Origin of the sequence: Chryseobacterium piscicola (genome assembly GCF_900156685.1) — a bacterium.
Classification (GTDB): Bacteria; Bacteroidota; Bacteroidia; order Flavobacteriales; family Weeksellaceae; genus Chryseobacterium; species Chryseobacterium piscicola.
Genome location: NZ_FTOJ01000012.1, coordinates 1 through 16027, shown reverse-complemented (window position 1 = coordinate 16027; position 16027 = coordinate 1). Strand labels below are relative to the sequence as shown.

General features: G+C 34.4%; 14 protein-coding genes. 7 read left to right on the top strand and 7 right to left on the bottom strand.

Features of this window, described 5'->3' with window-relative positions; translation table 11 throughout:
• The first annotated feature begins 31 nt into the window (after positions 1-31).
• The 3 genes from BW939_RS14615 (at position 32) to ygiD (ending at position 2036) form a co-directional block, all read left to right on the top strand.
• The gene (locus BW939_RS14615; protein WP_076452764.1) at positions 32-223 is read left to right on the top strand and encodes a cold-shock protein; all 192 of its coding nucleotides are present in this window, start codon (positions 32-34) and stop codon (positions 221-223) included.
• Between the two features lie 389 nt (positions 224-612).
• Positions 613-1125: a YceI family protein gene (locus tag BW939_RS14610; protein ID WP_076452763.1), complete on the top strand. Its 513-nt coding sequence runs from the start codon at positions 613-615 to the stop codon at positions 1123-1125.
• Positions 1126-1211: 86 nt separating this feature from the next.
• Positions 1212-2036: a 4,5-DOPA-extradiol-dioxygenase gene (gene ygiD / locus BW939_RS14605; RefSeq protein WP_076452762.1), complete on the top strand. Its 825-nt coding sequence runs from the start codon at positions 1212-1214 to the stop codon at positions 2034-2036.
• 342 nt (positions 2037-2378) lie between these two features.
• On the opposite strand, the gene BW939_RS14600 is transcribed toward ygiD, so the two are convergent.
• Both BW939_RS14600 and hutH read right to left on the bottom strand, forming a co-directional pair.
• Positions 2379-2864, bottom strand: coding sequence for a DUF2059 domain-containing protein (locus BW939_RS14600; protein WP_076452761.1), 486 nt, complete (start codon positions 2862-2864; stop codon positions 2379-2381).
• Positions 2865-2873: 9 nt separating this feature from the next.
• Positions 2874-4364 (bottom strand): histidine ammonia-lyase, encoded by a 1491-nt coding sequence (hutH, locus tag BW939_RS14595; protein WP_076452760.1) that lies wholly within the window; start codon positions 4362-4364, stop codon positions 2874-2876.
• A 270-nt stretch (positions 4365-4634) separates the two neighbouring features.
• On the opposite strand from hutH, the gene uvrC reads away from it, so the two are divergent.
• Positions 4635-6431: an excinuclease ABC subunit UvrC gene (uvrC, locus tag BW939_RS14590; protein ID WP_076452759.1), complete on the top strand. Its 1797-nt coding sequence runs from the start codon at positions 4635-4637 to the stop codon at positions 6429-6431.
• A 54-nt stretch (positions 6432-6485) separates the two neighbouring features.
• Here uvrC and BW939_RS14585 read toward each other — a convergent pair whose 3' ends face one another.
• From BW939_RS14585 to BW939_RS14575, 3 genes are all read right to left on the bottom strand, one after another.
• Positions 6486-7301, bottom strand: a complete 816-nt coding sequence (locus BW939_RS14585) for a hypothetical protein (protein ID WP_076452758.1) — start codon at positions 7299-7301, stop codon at positions 6486-6488.
• A 178-nt stretch (positions 7302-7479) separates the two neighbouring features.
• On the bottom strand, positions 7480-8562 hold the full coding sequence (locus tag BW939_RS14580; RefSeq protein WP_076452757.1) for a putative type IX sorting system protein PorV2: 1083 nt from the start codon (positions 8560-8562) through the stop codon (positions 7480-7482).
• Positions 8563-8574: 12 nt separating this feature from the next.
• Positions 8575-9453, bottom strand: coding sequence for a DMT family transporter (locus BW939_RS14575; protein WP_076452756.1), 879 nt, complete (start codon positions 9451-9453; stop codon positions 8575-8577).
• 370 nt (positions 9454-9823) lie between these two features.
• Between BW939_RS14575 and BW939_RS14570 the strand changes: the two genes are divergently transcribed.
• The 3 genes from BW939_RS14570 to BW939_RS14560 all read left to right on the top strand — a co-directional run bounded on the left by BW939_RS14570 (position 9824) and on the right by BW939_RS14560 (position 12976).
• Positions 9824-11452: an acyl-CoA carboxylase subunit beta gene (locus BW939_RS14570; protein ID WP_076452755.1), complete on the top strand. Its 1629-nt coding sequence runs from the start codon at positions 9824-9826 to the stop codon at positions 11450-11452.
• A gap of 149 nt (positions 11453-11601) precedes the next feature.
• Positions 11602-12264, top strand: coding sequence for a hypothetical protein (locus tag BW939_RS14565; RefSeq protein ID WP_123891548.1), 663 nt, complete (start codon positions 11602-11604; stop codon positions 12262-12264).
• 247 nt (positions 12265-12511) lie between these two features.
• Entirely contained in the window at positions 12512-12976 is a 465-nt protein-coding gene (locus BW939_RS14560) for a VanZ family protein (protein ID WP_159439281.1), read from the top strand.
• 211 nt (positions 12977-13187) lie between these two features.
• Here BW939_RS14560 and BW939_RS14555 read toward each other — a convergent pair whose 3' ends face one another.
• Positions 13188-14627, bottom strand: a complete 1440-nt coding sequence (locus tag BW939_RS14555; RefSeq protein ID WP_076452752.1) for an AAA family ATPase — start codon at positions 14625-14627, stop codon at positions 13188-13190.
• A gap of 64 nt (positions 14628-14691) precedes the next feature.
• Positions 14692-15813: a vWA domain-containing protein gene (locus BW939_RS14550; protein ID WP_076452751.1), complete on the bottom strand. Its 1122-nt coding sequence runs from the start codon at positions 15811-15813 to the stop codon at positions 14692-14694.
• Between the last annotated feature and the right edge of the window lie 214 nt (positions 15814-16027).

The window sequence follows — 16027 nt, the reverse complement described above, 5'->3', positions numbered from 1 at the left end:
TTTAATACAATAATTTTTTTAATACATTACAATGCAACAAGGAACAGTAAAATTCTTTAACGATACCAAAGGATTTGGTTTTATTACACCATCAACAGGTGGTCAAGATGTTTTCGTACACTCTTCAGGTTTAGTAGATACTATTCGTGAAAATGATGTAGTAACATTTGATTTACAAAACGGAGCGAAAGGAGTTAACGCAGTTAACGTAAGAAAAGCTTAATTTTAGGAGATTAATCATCTTCAATCGTGATACAAGCAGATAATTTATTTTATCTGCTTTTTTTATGTAATAAAACCACGTTTTATTCGCCTCCTATTCTTTATGCAATTGTAGTAAAAGTCTCAAAGCCCTTGCGTTACCGCACAACAATTCGTACTAATTTAAAACTTGGCAATTACAAATAGTTTAAAATTTAACTTCAAAAATAGCGGTTACCCAGAAACAAATGGATATGGAAGCCGGAACGATGAGTGATGAATAAATGATTATGTGTTTTTAATTGAAGTTAATTTTTTATTAAACATCTATTTCTTATCATAAATCAATGGATAAAAATCATTCTCGCACTACATTTGCTTCATTAAATAACAATTAAAATTCAAAATATTATGGCTACAAAATGGAACCTAGACCCTACGCATAGTGAAGTTACTTTCAAAGTAAAACACATGATGATTTCTAACATAAAAGGGCAGTTTAAAAATTTCAATGCAGAAATTGAAGCGGATGATGACACTTTCAAAAGCGCAAAAGTGAATGCAACTATCGATGTAGATTCTATCTTTACCAACAATACAGACAGAGACAACCATCTGAAATCTGCGGAATTTTTTAATGCAGAGGCCAATCCTACTATTACTTTTGAATCTTCTTCTTTAAACAACGAAGTGGAAGGAAATCTTACCGTAAACGGGGTTACAAAACCAATCAAATTGAATGTAGAATTTGGGGGTGTAAATGTTGACCCATGGGGAAATACAAAAGCAGGCTTCTCTTTTGAAGCAAAAATCAACAGAAAAGATTTTGGACTGAACTGGAATGCTGCTCTTGAAGCAGGTGGTGTAATGGTAAGTGAAGAAGTGAAAATTGCAGGAGAACTTCAGTTTGTAAAACAGGCTTAATTTTCTGAAAAAATTTTAATCATTACTAAAAGGTTCAGTGTATTTTTATAAATCCCTGAACCTTTTTCAATTCTAAATAATTTCTAATGAATCTTCACGATCTCGAAAAAATCAGCAGTAGCTATAAAGCAAGTAAAAAAATGCCGGTTCTTTTTCTTGGGCATGGCTCACCAATGAATGCCATTGAAGAAAATCAATTTGTACAAGGATTTCGAAAAGCTGCTGCAGAAATTGAAAAACCAAATGCTATTCTATGTATTTCGGCTCATTGGCTAACGAGAGGAACGTTTGTAACCGCAATGGAAATGCCCAAAACAATACATGATTTCAGTGGTTTTCCGCAGGCTCTTTTCGATGTACAATATCCCGCACAAGGAAGTCCGGAACTAGCCGATGAAGTGATCAGCATTTTAAATCCTATTGCCAAAGATGATCATAGCTGGGGCCTAGATCACGGCGCATGGTCTGTCATCAAACACATGTATCCAAATGCAGATATCCCTGTAATACAAATGAGTATTGACTATAATAAGCCACCACAATATCATTTTGATTTAGGTAAGAAACTATCAAAACTTAGAGAAAAAGGAATTTTAATTATTGGAAGCGGAAACATCGTTCACAATCTTAGAATGATCGATTGGAAAAACATTAACACCGTAGGAGCCGGCTGGGATTGGGCGATTGAAGCTCGAGAGAAGACCAACAATTGGCTTATCCACGGAAACTTTCAAAACATCATCGACTACAACATTCATGGCCTTGCTTTGGAATATGCCATCCCTACGCCTGATCATTATTTTCCTTTGCTTTATGCTTTAGGTTTAAAAGAAAAAACAGAAGATCTGAAGCTTTTCAATGATGAACTCATTGCAGGATCACTCAGCATGACGAGTTTGAGGATCGGCTAGACACAAAAAACGGAAGACAACAACACGATTCGTGCAAAAAAAAATGTTTTTACTTAAATTCTTGTAATAGAAACTACGTGCGGCTGACCATTTATTAGAGCCTAAACTTCTACAACCGCTTCCCAAACCGTGTCTTATAGCTGCAGTGCAGCATCACATTTGAAACCCTAATTTTCACCATTTACCAACTCCCTAGATACAACGAAACACCTCAAACACTGGTCAACTGACCCATCAGAGAGAATTTTAAAATGATAAAATAGAAAAATTATTACCGCTAGAATATCGGTTGAGAGATTAATTTAAAGCCAAAAAAAGCTCCCGAGTTGGAAGCTTTTTTCTTTATTTTCTTTTTGGATTTGCTGGTGCTGGCGGCGGTGGCGGAGAATAAGACACTTCTTCTGTGGTTACCATTTGCGCATCTACTTCAGCTTGAATTTTTGAACCAATTTCCATACCCCATTTTTGACCAATTTCCATACTTTCATTCATTACCAAAGGCATTGTTTCAACCATTTTTTTACCTGTTGGCGTTTTATAAAAAACAATCAGGTCGTTAATTTCCTTTTCTGTGTAATATTTTGAATATAAAGGAATCATTTTGTTAAATAAATCATTTACATTTTCTTCTGATATCGCCTTTTTCCAAAACTCAGAAGGAATATCCGGATAAGAAGTTTTGTACTGAGCAACCATAGTATTCAATACATTATGAAGATTCTGTTTTGTTCCCATTACTTCCATCAACTCCAGAATTTTACCGTTTTTGGCTTGTGACCATCCCATTGTAGAGATTGCTAGAAAGCCAGCCAATATTATTTTTTTCATTTTTTTTAATTAAAAATTTACAATAAATTTTCTTTCATTAATCAATTCAGCAATTGCCAGCATATCTTTCCCTATCAATCTGTCGTCTTCCAACTTATCAACTTTTGTTCGGAGAATTGCGTGGTTATCTTCAATTATTTTTGAGCATTTCGCAGGTCTTCTGAATTCTAAACCTTGTGCTGCAAACATCAATTCAACGGCTAAAATATTAACTAAATTCCCTAAAACCTGATTGAATTTTCTCCCCGAAATACTTCCCATAGAAACATGATCTTCCTGGCCCAAACTTGTTGGGATAGAATCTGCAGAAGCAGGGAAACAAAGCGTTTTGTTCTCTGTAACCAATGCTGCAGAGGTATATTGAGGAATCATAAATCCTGAATTTAAACCTGAACTTTCTGTTAACAATCTTGGCAAACCGTATTTTCCTTCAAGCAACAAATAACTTCTTCTATCTGAAATATTACCCAATTCAGCCACCGCCAAAGTTGCATAATCTAGAGGCATCGCCAACAATTGCCCATGGAAGTTACCACCAGAAATAGATTCTTCGGCACTTAAAACAATGGGATTATCAGTTACAGAATTCAATTCTGTTTCTGCTAACATTTTAAGATGTTCAAAAGCATTTCTGCTCGCACCATGAACCTGCGGAACGCATCTCATAGAATACGGATCTTGTACTCTGTCGCAATATTCGTGAGCTTGCAAATTGTCTGAATTCTTTAAGAATTTAAGCATTCTAGCGGCTACTTTTTTGCTTCCTGCAAAAGGTCTAATGTCGTGAAGTTCTTTTTTAAACGGACTTGCAGAACCTCTATAAGCCTCAAGACTCATCGCCGCCGTCATATCTGCTAAGTCTAAAAGATATTCAAATTTTTCTAATCCTTTTATGGCATGAGCCAATATAAACTGAGTTCCGTTGATTAAGCCCAAACCTTCTTTAGGACCTAAAACCAAAGGTTCGAGATTATTTTTCTCCAGAATTTCAGCAGTTTCGAAAATTTCATTTCCTACCCAAACCTGTCCTAAGCCTAAAAGCGGCAAAACCAAGTGTGACAAAGGCGCCAAATCACCTGAAGCTCCTACAGAACCTTGCTCTGGAACTACGGGAATAATGTCTTTCTCCAACATCAAAATCAATCTTTCGATCACTTCCAGTGAAACGCCCGAAAAACCTTTAGACAATGCATGAACCTTCGTAATCATCATGATTTTTGAAAACTCTTTATCAATAGGTTTTCCCACTCCTACTGCATGAGAAATAATTAAATTATATTGCAACTGAGCCGTTTCATCAGCCGAAATTTTAACATCACAAAGTGGCCCAAACCCAGTATTAATCCCGTAAACACAACGGTCTGACTCTACAATCTGCTTTACATTATTCTGAGATTTGATAATCTGATCTTTTGCTGCTTGGTTAAGCATAGCTTTATTTGGGGTCTTGCAGATTTCCAAAACATCGTGGAAACCGAAGGTGTCTATACCGTATATCATTCTAAAAAATTTGCCTAAAAATACACATTTTGAAACGAATTGGAAATTCATATTTAACACTCGAAGATAATTGTGATATTCTATTCGGCGAAATGATCAGTTTATCAAAAATTACCCTTGAAAAAACTATCAAATGAGATTTCCAAAGCTTCCTCATCAATGAAGATACAGACATCTGCAAAAGGTAAAAATTGAATCTTAAAATAAATAGGAAAGACGTAGAATGCTCTGAAGCTTTTTTTTGTATTTAGAATTGCCTAATTTTGTTCTATGAATCCTTCTTTAGAATTACAACTGAAAACTTTGCCTTCTGATCCTGGTGTTTACCGATACTATGATAAAAACGAAAACCTGCTGTATGTAGGAAAGGCAAAAAATCTAAAGAAAAGGGTACTCTCCTACTTCAATAAGAATCTGCCAGGATACAGAATAAAAATAATGGTGGGGAAGATCCACCGACTGGAGACCACCATCGTCAACAGCGAGTACGACGCTCTTTTGCTGGAAAACAATCTCATTAAAGAACACCAGCCTTTCTACAACGTGATGTTGAAAGACGATAAAACCTACCCTTGGATTTGCATTAAAAATGAAGATTTCCCAAGAATTTTTCTTACGCGTACAAAAATTAAAGATGGGTCCGAATATTATGGCCCTTATGCTAAAGTGCGTCCGGCGAAGATTCTTCTGGATACCATTAAACATATTTATAAACTCCGAACTTGTAATTTAAATTTAGCTCCGAAAAAAATTGATGAAGGCAAATACAAGGTTTGTTTAGAATATCATATTAAAAACTGCGAAGGCCCTTGCGAAGATCTAGAAAGCAAAGAAGATTATGATGAAAAAATAGATGCCATCCGCGGGATCATCAAAGGAGACTTCCAGACTGCAAAGAAATTTCTGGTAAATCAAATGATGAAATATGCCGAAAATCTACAGTTCGAAAACGCACAAACCATCAAAGAAAGATTGAATATTCTGGAAGATTACCAAGTGAAAAATACGGTGGTAAATCCTAGTATTGACGACGTAGATGTCTTTGGGATGACGAGTGATGAGACGGCAGCATACGTGAATTATTTTAAAATACGAAACGGAAATATCATCCAGAGTTTCACTACAGAAATCAAAAAAATCATTGAAGAAAGTGATGAAGATATTCTGGAAGAAGCCTTGATTGAAATTCGCCAGAAATTTGAATCGAATTCTAAAGAAGTCTTGATTCCTTTTCATTTGACAGTAGAAATTCCGAATGTGAAGTTGATTGTTCCTAAAATGGGCGATAAAAAACGTATCGTAGAACTTTCGGAAAAAAATGCCAAAGAATACAGAATTGAAAAACTGAAACAAGTACAAATCGTAGATCCAGAAAGACATTCAAACAGAATTATGGCAGAGATGCAGAAACTCTTGAGGATGCCAGTAGAACCAAGACATATTGAAGGTTTTGACAACTCAAATATTCAAGGAACGAATCCTGTTTCGGCATGTGTTGTTTTTAAAGACGGAAAACCCAGCAAAGCAGATTACAGAATTTTTCATCCTAAAACCGTCGTTGGCCCAGACGATTTTAAAACAATGGAAGAAGTGATTTTCAGACGTTACAAAAGAATGCTAGACGAAGGCGAAGATTTACCACAATTAATCTTAATTGATGGTGGCAAAGGACAACTTTCATCAGCAATTAAAAGCTTAAAGCTACTAGGTTTATACGGAAAAATCACCATCGTCGGGATTGCCAAAAGATTGGAAGAAATTTTCTTCCCCGAAGACCCTATTCCTTTATACCTTGATAAAAAATCTGAAACATTAAAGATTCTACAGCGTGTACGGGATGAAGCCCATCGTTTTGGAGTAAAACATCACAGAACAAGACGATCCAACTCAACAATAAAATCTGAACTCGAGGAAATTCCCGGTATTGGTGGAAAAACAATCGAATTGCTTTTGTCTAAATTAAAATCTGTAAAAAGAATAAAAGAATCTAGTTTGGAAACTTTAGAGGAGATTTTAGGAAAATCTAAAGCAAAAATGGTTTGGGAATTTTATAATAATTCACAATAAAAAAAAGGCAATCTCCAAAGAAGATTGCCTTTTTTCTATTTGATTGTAATATTTTTAAAGAGAAAATACTTCTTTAAAGTAACGGTCATTCCCCATCGGAATTTCAATTACAATACTTCCATTCTCAATATATCCAATGGTAGCGTCTCCTGATTTCATTGTTACCCGGAAAACATCTTTTTTAGTTGTCTCTTTAAATGTGGCATAGGGTACTGAACTGTTGTCCTCTAGCAGAATAAACTGATCTTTCGCAATCTGAACTTTCTGAAGACTGATAACACCGTTATCGTATTTATCAGCTTTTGAAAACGAATTTGATGCTTTTTCTGCAGTTACCTTCGAGGCTTTCTGAATCGTATCATCTTTTACCGCTTCAAGAGTAGCAACTTCATTTATTTTATTGCCAGATGATGTTATTGTTCCAAATGCAGGAGGTACAGGAATATTGCTGATCTCTTTGCCGTCGGATACCGGCACTTCTTTCAGGGCCTGCTTCAAAGCATCTTGAAAGCCTGCTTCAAATTCTTTGATTGATGAAGATCCTTTTTGGGACATCATCACTTTACTATTGCAATCTTTAAATAAGAGAATGACTTTATTTCTAAATATTCCACTGTCATTTAACACATCCACAGATAAAACCTCACATGGATACTGATTTGCTCCCGCAGGCCATCCGGCACGGTTATCAGGTAAAAGAATGTACTTTTTTGCTTTAAGAGAATTTGTCAGAGCCTTATCTAAACCGTAGTTACTGTCTTTGAAACCTTCTAACTTTTCTGGAAGGCTGATGTATTTATAATCAGAAACTTTCTGTGCAAAAACTGCGGTAAAGCTGAGAATCGTAAAAGCAAATACTAATTTTTTCATTTTTAAAATTTAAATAAGAGTCTTTTGCAAATCAATTAAATTATGTACCACGACTCAAAGGGGAATAATTTTGTTTAATTTTAAGAAAATTTCTAACCTTTAAGGCTTAGGAATGAAATTTTAATAAAATTTAAATTCAAGACTTTATTATGTTACTAACAATTTGCAGGAAGCATTATTAATCATTTCTAAATTCTCCGATGTCTAGCTTTAAAGAAAAGAAATTTGAGTAAAAATTAGAAGCTCCAATTCCTGAATTGCTGATGGCATAATCTAAAGTTAAACCCCTGTAGCGGATACCAATACCTGCACTCGGCTGGAAAGAAACTTTTCTGCTCAGGTCTTCAATATCAGTAATAGATTGAAATCTATTGACCCCCACACGTACAAAAATCATCTTCTGATAACCAAATTCTGCTCCGGCATAAGGCGTAATACTTGCGAAATCGGTTGACAGTAATGCAGCTGTTTTAGCAAAATCCACATTAATCCCTGCTTCCGGAAGAACATACATGGTATTGTTGATAGCGAAATTTTTGCTTACACCCATGTTGAGTTTAGGCATTGTTAATTCCATTTTATCAGTAGGTGCCGGGTTGAATTCTTCTCCGTTGACCACAGTAGACAACTCTTTCTGATTCACATTCCAAAAGTTTACCGTTGTGGTGGCATCTCTCAGCATTGCACCGATTTTGTAACCGCTGTCTAGTCTGTAGATCGCTCCCACGTCAAAACCAAAACCATAGCCACTTGCAAACTTCCCAACATTTCTGTACACAATTTTCGCATTCACACCTACATCAAGATTTTGATTTGCACCAGGACAGAATGCGTAAGAAAGAATCCCTGCATAATCGGATTGTGAAAACTGCGTTATTTTATCGTAATCTATGTTCCCTTCCGTATCAATTAATTGAGTAGTGTTCAAAATATTATCAACACCCAATCTTACAACAGAAACTCCAAAGACTCCGTTCTCTAAAACTTTGGCGTAGGCAAGGTAATCGTATTTTGCAATCGACTCAAAATATTCTGCATGCATTGCTGCTCCTTGCCAATCTTTTTGAATTCCAAGTAAACCAGCGGGATTCCACATTGGTGAGTATACGTCATCCTGATTACTGATGACAGCTCCACCCATTGCTAAACCTCTTCCTCCTGCTCCTATGTTCAAGAATTCATTGGAGTATTTTCTTATAATCTGTGACTGATAAATCCCAAAAACCAATGAGAAAGCCAGTAAAAAATATTTTTTCATCATATAAATAGATGCTTATTTGAGTTGTTTTTGTTTTTTTGCTTTTATAAAACCGTTAACTAATATAGCCAAAATCATAACCAATGAGGCGATGTAAAATACTGGGCTCATGTGTTCCGATTCACCAAAGATAAAGAAAGCTAATATAATTCCGTAGACTGGTTCTAAATTTACTGTTAAAATTAAAGTAAATGGCGAAATATATTTCATCAAACTTACGGATTCTAGCATCGGGAACGCAGTGAAAACACTTGCCAATAAGGCTATTAACGCCAAATCTCGGTAATTTATTTCATTTAATTGAAATAGTTGCCCAGAAAACAAATAAATTAACGCCAAAATAAACCATCCGCTGAAAATTTCGTAAAAAATAATATTTCCCGAGCTGGTTTTCCCAAACATTTTGCCGTTAAAAACCGAAAATATTGTCCCGAAAACTGCGCATAAAATACCGAAGAAAATCCCTTCTTTATACTGAAATTCTGTTTTGAAAATAAGAAGGATACAAGATACAATGACAGTTCCCATCACAATTTCAGAGATATCTACTTTTCTTTTAAAAACCAAAGGCTCTAAAATTGCCGCAAATAATGTAGACAAAGAAAGACAACTTAAGGCAATAGAAACATTGGAAACTTTTATTGAATAAAAAAAACAAAGCCAATGCAAAGCCATCGCAAAACCAATTGCCGATAGCTGAAAGAAAAGTTTTTTTGAAATTTTGATGCTTTCTTTCTTAAAAACTCTGATGAAAATAAATAAACATACCGCCGCAAACAGCATTCTATAAAATACCAGAATTTGGGCATTAGCAGTAATCATTTTTCCTAGAATTGCAGTGAATCCCCATAAAAATACAATCAAATGCAATCTGAAAAGTGCTAATTTTTGCATGCTTTTATTTATCAAATTTTATTGAGCAAATTTACAAATCGGTTTCATTAAAATAATGATATTTTATTCGTTAAATTGCAAAATATCAGATTTAAATTAAAACCAACAAAAAACCCTGAAAGTCTTGGGAACTTTCAGGGCCTTCAAATAATAAACTATTAAAAAATAAACTAGGAACTTAGAGTACTTATAGAGACATCATCTCGTTTTCCTCTAGTGTAAAAATAGCAAAAGTACTGCCAAAATAAAAGCATCACATAGTTAAAAATTTCATAAATTTCTGAATACCACATATTTAATTCAAAAAAATTACTATTTATAACATTTATCTAAAAGTAGTATATTTAAAAACGCAATAAAATAAAATTTAATGGATTTAGAATTCAATAAAAGAGAAGATCAAAATAAACTCAAACTTTCTGAAATCAACAGATTATTTAAAGAAATAAAACAAGGAGGCGGCGAAAAACGACTTCAAAAGTTACGTGATGAAGGAAAAATGACTGCCAGAGAAAGAATTGAATATCTTCTGGATAAAGATTCAGATTCTATAGAAATAGGAGGTTTTGCAGGCTACGAAATGTATGAAGAACATGGCGGCTGCCCAAGTGGCGGAGTAGTTGTGGTAATGGGATATGTTTCTGGAAGACAGTGTTTGGTAGTTGCCAATGACGCTTCTGTAAAAGCAGGAGCTTGGTTTCCTATTACAGGTAAGAAAAATCTCAGAGCACAGGAAATCGCTATGGAAAACAGACTTCCCATTATTTATCTGGTAGACTCCGCAGGTGTTTATCTTCCGATGCAAGATGAGATTTTCCCAGACAAAGAAATGTTTGGAAGAATCTTTAGAAATAACGCAAAAATGAGTGCTGCAGGAATTATTCAAATTTCTGCCGTGATGGGTAGCTGTGTTGCAGGTGGCGCTTATCTTCCAATTATGAGTGATGAGGCTATGATTGTTGACAAAACTGGATCTATTTTCTTAGCAGGAAGTTATCTGGTAAAAGCTGCAATTGGTGAAAGTATTGATAACGAAACTTTGGGTGGTGCAACCACACACTGTTCAATTTCTGGAGTGACCGATTTTAAGGCTAAAGACGATAAAGACGCTTTAAACAGAATAAAAAATATTATGAAATCTGTCGGGAGCTATGAAAAAGCAGGCTTTGACAGAATTGAAAGTTTCCCTCCGAAATTAAATCCTGAAAATATTTTCGGAATCATGCCGGTTTCTAGAGCTGAGCAATATGATACTTTAGAAATCATCAAATGTATCGTAGACAATTCTGAATTTGAAGAATATAAACCAGACTACGGTAAAACTATTATCTGTGCAACGGCAAGAGTTGACGGATGGTCTGTAGGAATTGTTGCAAACCAAAGAAAATTGGTAAAAAGCGGTAAAGGCGAAATGCAATTTGGCGGCGTAATTTATTCTGACTCTGCCGATAAAGCAACCCGATTTATTGCGAATTGCAACCAAAGAAAAATACCATTAATCTTTTTACAGGATGTAACAGGTTTTATGGTCGGTTCAAAATCTGAACACGGCGGAATCATTAAAGACGGGGCCAAAATGGTAAATGCTGTTTCCAATTCTGTTGTTCCTAAATTTACGATTATTACCGGAAATTCTTATGGTGCAGGAAACTATGCAATGTGTGGAAAAGCATACGATCCGAGACTGATTGTAGCTTGGCCATGGGCAGATTTAGCGGTAATGGGTGGAACTCAGGCTGCAAAAGTTCTGGCACAAATTCAAGAATCTACATTAAAAAAACAAGGAAAAGAAATTTCTGACGAAGAACGCCAAGAGATTTTAGATTCTATCACAAAAAAATATCAGAAACAAACTGAAGCAACTTATGCTGCCTCAAGATTGTGGACAGATGCCATCATCAACCCTGTAGACACCAGAAAATGGATTTCTATGGGAATTGAAGCAGCAGATCATTCACCGATTACTGAAAAATTTAATTTAGGTGTGATTCAGGTTTGATTTACCGAAAAATAATTATCTTAAAAGCCTTACTTCTCTGTAAGGCTTTTTTTTTTGAGATTTATTTTATGTTAAATGTATGGTTTTTGCTTTACTATTGTAACGATACGTCGTAAAATATCAATTCTATATTACTTGAACTAAAAACTATGAGAAAACATTTAATTTTAACGCTCGGCTTGATGAGTGCCGGAATATTTGCGCAGTGCAATATTCTTGGTTCAGAAATTATCAAAATAGGTGAAACGCAAAAATTTTCAGCTGATTTAGCTGGCAAATGCGAAGATTGCTACATTTGGAAAATTTCGCCTGAAGAAATTATTTCAGTTGAAAGCAATAATGAAGGTCAAATTACTTTGAAAGGATCACACTTAGGTACTGCAAAAATTAGCTTAACGATTGAAACCGAAAATGAAAGCTTTGTTTGTGAGAAAAACATCAGTATACAAAATGCAACAGATCAAAAAGAAAAACAATGTGATGTAGAAATCACGAATTTCAAAGATGTGAAAGTGGATGACGATACCATGTCATTTTTCCCAAATAAGATTTCTCAAAAATATTCTTATTTATGGAAAGCAACCTATGCAGACGGCACGAGGAAAGAATCCGAAGAAAAAATTCCACAGTTCATTAATAATCCAAATACAATAATTACTTCTGTAGTGGTGCACATCATCAATAAATCATCACTCTGCTCATCTATCATTACAAGAACTTATGGTGAAAAATATTGGTTTCAGAAAATAGATAAAGTAGAACAAAGAAAATACATTCAGGAAAGCTATTTGAAGATTAAGGACCAAAAATAACCTATCATTCAAGAAATATTTATTTAGTAATATTATTATGTTAAGTTTTAAAATTATTTTAGCGAAAGAATGAAAACCTTTATTTAAAGGGAAAATTCAAAACGACTCTCTTGCAAAGTTCATATATTATGTTAAACAATTTTAATAAATCATAAAGTTCTTACCTAAAATTTAAAAGGGAAAGATATTTGTTTCATTACAACTCAAACTAATAACACTCTAGTTATGTCTAATGAAATCGGATTTTATGAAAAGATATTTTGCAGTGTTCATCTTCCTTTATACTTTATTTTTACTTTATATGATGTTTTTCGCTTCTGGTAGAGAGGCTTCAGAAATTTCTTATTTACAGATGAGACCATTTATAACAATTCGTCATTTTTTCACAGATGATGTTGATGGAGAAGCCTTCATGGTAAACATTATAGGAAATGTATTGGTTTTCAGTCCATTTGGTTGGCTAGGCTTGTGTTTACGAAGATTCAATTCTTTCATACCTATTACAATGTCTTTCCTTTTTACCATTACCGTTATAGAAACTATACAATATTTCTCAGGGCGAGGGGTGGCAGATATAGACGACGTTTTTCTTAACACAGTGGGCATGTGTTTGGGATATATGTTCTATAAATATGCTACTTGGAAAAATATTGCCAATATCAAATTTCATTTTGAAATATTTGATGAAAAGAAAGTACTGAAAACAACTTAATCAACTGAAAATTATTTTTTTACTATAAAAAAGGCTTGAAAAATTATAATTTCAAGCCTTTTTTTATTGAAGAATAATAATTATTTATGATAATATTAATTGTTAACAAAAATGCTTAAAAATCCGCTTTAGGGAAATTCAGCTTAAAATTAAAAAATTATACTATGTTTTTATAAATAGAACAGATTGAAGACAACAAGTTGATAAACTATTATGAAAAGAAAACTCCCGTTTTAAATCTTTCTCTATTTAGTTTTTTATTGACCGCTAATCCCCAAAGAACAAATTCTTTTAAAAATAGTTGATCCTCTTTTTTAGTATCAGGTTGATATTCATTAATTAAATCATCCAAAGGCTCAATTTTATTAAGCAGATTAGCATAATCTTCATCTGAAGCATCATCTATTATTTCCAAAAAACCATTATCACCTAAAAACCAAGCAATCAAAGAATCGTATGCAGTTTCTGTAGTTTTCTTCTGTAATTTTTCAATTTTTGGAAAATGAGTAGAAAACAAAGTTTTTACCGCATTATCAATCAGTATTTCGGCTACAAATTCAGCGCCCTCTTGTTCACCTTCATACACCAACTCAACTTTTCCAGTAATGGAAGGAATAATTCCGACAAAATCACTTAATCTGACCTTAGTTTTTTCTTCACCTGCAATTAAAGCTCGTCTTTCTGCTGTACTCAAAAGATTTTCAAATGCTGTAATGCTCATTCTTGCACTCACACCACTTTTTGCATCTACATATTCACTTTCCCGAGCTTCAAAACCAATTTGCTCCAAAAGATCTTTCGCCAATTCTGGAACATAAACAGTTTGATTTTGACGTTCATCAAGCGAAGATTCATATTTTGTAATTTCTTTAGCAGTATGAATATTTTGAGGATAATGCGTTAAAATTTGTGATCCGATACGGTCTTTCAATGGTGTTACAATACTCCCTCTATTGGTATAATCTTCTGGATTTGCAGTAAAAACAAACTGAATATCTAAAGGCATTCTTACTTTGAAACCACGAATTTGTATGTCACCTTCCTGTAAAATATTAAACAAAGAAACTTGAATTCTGGCCTGCAAATCTGGCAATTCATTAATCACAAAAATACATCTATTTGCTCTAGGAATCATCCCAAAATGAATTACTCTATCATCTGCATAAGAAAGTTTGAGATTAGCCGCCTTAATAGGATCTATATCACCAATCAAATCCGCAACCGTAACATCCGGGGTAGCCAGTTTTTCAAAAAAACGGTCCTCGCGGTGAAGCCAATCAATTGGAGTATTATCGCCTTCCTTTTCAATTAATTCTTTCGCAAATCTTGAAATGGGTTTTAAAGGGTCATCATTAATTTCACTTCCGCTTACAAAAGGAATCCAATCATCAAGTAAAGAAATCATCATTCTTGCAAGACGAGTTTTTGCCTGACCTCTCAACCCAAGTAAATTGATATTGTGGCGACTGAGAATTGCATGTTCCAATTGTGGAATTACTGTACTTTCATACCCAAAAATACCTTCAAAGACCTTTGTCTTTTTTTGAATTTTATTTATTAAATTATCTCTTAATTCATCTTTAATACTTTTTACCTTATAGCCTGATGCCTTTAGCGAACCTAATGTTTTGATATCTGGTTTTGCTGTCATAATATTTTAAATATGATTTAATATTAGTTTAAAAATGCATGTTTTAGCATTAAAATTAGATTTTTTAACGAATTCTTTTTTTACGATTAGCCTCATAGTCCTGAAAAATCATTTCTCCTAAACCATTTAAGCCTGTATAGAAGGCTTTTCCTTGGTTAGCTTGTGTAAATTCATCCACAAAACGTTGTAGATAAGAATCTTGTGCAATCATAAATGTTGTCACCGGAATATGCAATCTACGCGCTTGAGCTGCCATATTGTAGCATTTCTGAACCACGTATTCATCAAGACCGTTAGAATTTTTGTAGTAAGTACCGTCGGGCTCCCTTACACAGCTTGGCTTACCATCAGTAATCATGAATATTTGTTTGTTGGTATTTCGCTTTCTACGTAGAATATCCATTGCCAATTGAAGTCCTGCAACGGTATTGGTATGAAATGGACCCACTTGCAAATACGGCAATTCCTGAATTTTAACAGGCCATGCGTCATCTCCAAACACAATAATGTCTATAGTATCTTTAGGATATCTACTTGTAATTAATTCTACAAGAGCCATTGCAACTTTTTTGGCGGGAGTAATACGGTCTTCACCGTAGAGAATCATGCTGTGGCTAATATCAATCATTAAAACAGTGCTCATCTGAGATTGGTGGATGGTGTCTTCTACAATCAAATCATCTTCAGTAAGATGAAAATCTCCTATTCCGTTGTTGATTTGTGCATTTTTAAGGCTTTCGGTTATTGAAATTTTTTCTAAAGAATCACCAAAATTATAGCTTCTAAATTCTCCGGTTGTATCTTCTCCGGTTCCACTTTTGTTGGTTTTGTGATTTCCGATTCCGCTTTTAGCAACATTTCCAAAGATTTGTTTTAGTGCTTGTTTACGAATATTTTGCTCCATTTTCGCACTTAGCGAAACTCCATTACCTGAGCCATCGGCTCTTACTTCTTCACGAATAAAACCTTTCCTTTTTAAATCTTCAATAAAATCTTCAATTGAATATTCGGGAGTGGTCAATTTATATTCTTCATCAAGCATCCTCAGCCATTCGATAGCTTCATCAAAATCTCCGGAAGTGTGAGTCAAAAGATCTGTAAAAATCTCTAGCAGTCTGTCGAAAACTGAGAGTTCTGGTGCTTTATAATTTTCAAATCTGAAACCGTTTACAGTTCTTTCTTTCATAAAATAAAGTTACAACATAAATTGTAAGGTTCTTGAGAGATTTCTTCTATATCAGTATTTATAACTAAAAATAACACCTGAATATTTCTTTTTAAGGAGCTATTTCCTGCTATCCGCTACTACTCCTCGCTCCAAAACTCTCCACCGCCAAAACCCATGCGCTCCAACCCTTGCTGTGGGGTAACCGCTACTATCAGGGCTAAGGTATTCGGCA

What these genes read in the sequence shown, in the direction of transcription:
- BW939_RS14615 (WP_076452764.1), top strand. Translation starts at nt 32, where the DNA reads ATGCAACAAGGAACAGTAAAATTCTTTAACGATACCAAAGGATTTGGT.
- BW939_RS14610 (WP_076452763.1), top strand. Translation starts at nt 613, where the DNA reads ATGGCTACAAAATGGAACCTAGACCCTACGCATAGTGAAGTTACTTTC.
- ygiD (WP_076452762.1), top strand. Translation starts at nt 1,212, where the DNA reads ATGAATCTTCACGATCTCGAAAAAATCAGCAGTAGCTATAAAGCAAGT.
- BW939_RS14600 (WP_076452761.1), bottom strand. Translation starts at nt 2,864, where the DNA reads ATGAAAAAAATAATATTGGCTGGCTTTCTAGCAATCTCTACAATGGGA.
- hutH (WP_076452760.1), bottom strand. Translation starts at nt 4,364, where the DNA reads ATGATATACGGTATAGACACCTTCGGTTTCCACGATGTTTTGGAAATC.
- uvrC (WP_076452759.1), top strand. Translation starts at nt 4,635, where the DNA reads ATGAATCCTTCTTTAGAATTACAACTGAAAACTTTGCCTTCTGATCCT.
- BW939_RS14585 (WP_076452758.1), bottom strand. Translation starts at nt 7,301, where the DNA reads ATGAAAAAATTAGTATTTGCTTTTACGATTCTCAGCTTTACCGCAGTT.
- BW939_RS14580 (WP_076452757.1), bottom strand. Translation starts at nt 8,562, where the DNA reads ATGATGAAAAAATATTTTTTACTGGCTTTCTCATTGGTTTTTGGGATT.
- BW939_RS14575 (WP_076452756.1), bottom strand. Translation starts at nt 9,453, where the DNA reads ATGCAAAAATTAGCACTTTTCAGATTGCATTTGATTGTATTTTTATGG.
- BW939_RS14570 (WP_076452755.1), top strand. Translation starts at nt 9,824, where the DNA reads ATGGATTTAGAATTCAATAAAAGAGAAGATCAAAATAAACTCAAACTT.
- BW939_RS14565 (WP_123891548.1), top strand. Translation starts at nt 11,602, where the DNA reads ATGAGAAAACATTTAATTTTAACGCTCGGCTTGATGAGTGCCGGAATA.
- BW939_RS14560 (WP_159439281.1), top strand. Translation starts at nt 12,512, where the DNA reads ATGAAAAGATATTTTGCAGTGTTCATCTTCCTTTATACTTTATTTTTA.
- BW939_RS14555 (WP_076452752.1), bottom strand. Translation starts at nt 14,627, where the DNA reads ATGACAGCAAAACCAGATATCAAAACATTAGGTTCGCTAAAGGCATCA.
- BW939_RS14550 (WP_076452751.1), bottom strand. Translation starts at nt 15,813, where the DNA reads ATGAAAGAAAGAACTGTAAACGGTTTCAGATTTGAAAATTATAAAGCA.